Genomic DNA, 764 nt, shown 5'->3' with positions numbered 1-764 from the left:
GGTGATCATGGCCTGCTGGTTCGACACGCTGACGTTGCCGTGGTTGCTGTCCAGCGTGGCGAGGATGTTCTGCGTGCCGCCGAGGCCGGCAATCTTGCCGCTGATCGACGAGAGCGCGTCATCCAGGGCGTTGATGGTGCCGCCAACGGTATCGCCGGTGTTCATCCCGGTGGTTTGCAGGGTGGATGCCGTGCTGTCCAGCGAATTGAGCAGCGCGGCCATTTCAGACAGCGTGACGTTGGCCGTCTGGGTGATGCCGTGGCCCACGACGACCTGCTGCGACGCGGTGTTGCCGGTGAAGGTATAGCGGGAGCCCAGGGGCTGGGTGTCGTCGTAGGTGACCGTGTCGGTTGCGCTGGCGGTGCCGGAGAACAGNCCCGGTGGTTTGCAGGGTGGATGCCGTGCTGTCCAGCGAATTGAGCAGCGCGGCCATTTCAGACAGCGTGACGTTGGCCGTCTGGGTGATGCCGTGGCCCACGACGACCTGCTGCGACGCGGTGTTGCCGGTGAAGGTATAGCGGGAGCCCAGGGGCTGGGTGTCGTCGTAGGTGACCGTGTCGGTTGCGCTGGCGGTGCCGGAGAACAGGTAGCGGCCCTCCTGGTCCTTGCTGTTGCTGCTGTAGAACAGGCTGTCGCGCAGGGCCGTCAGAGAGCCAGCCATCGCCTGCACGTCCTCCGAGGTGTTGCTGCCATCCCTGGCCCACACCAGTAGATCGCGCACCTGCAGCATGTCCTGCACCATGCTGCCGAGCGCCGTTTCATTC

Annotated in this window: 1 protein-coding gene; it reads right to left on the bottom strand. The window is 65.1% G+C overall.

Annotated features, from left to right (window positions below; genetic code table 11):
- Positions 1-222, bottom strand: a 222-nt coding sequence (locus QZH66_RS17460) for a hypothetical protein (protein ID WP_305807100.1), incomplete at its 3' end; no start/stop codon positions are given.
- Positions 223-764: the final 542 nt, after the last annotated feature.

This window comes from Stenotrophomonas sp. YIM B06876 (assembly GCF_030711595.1).
Taxonomy (GTDB): Bacteria; Pseudomonadota; Gammaproteobacteria; order Xanthomonadales; family Xanthomonadaceae; genus Stenotrophomonas.
The sequence above is the reverse complement of the archived record's forward strand: the minus strand, read 5'-3'. Positions and strand labels throughout refer to the sequence as shown.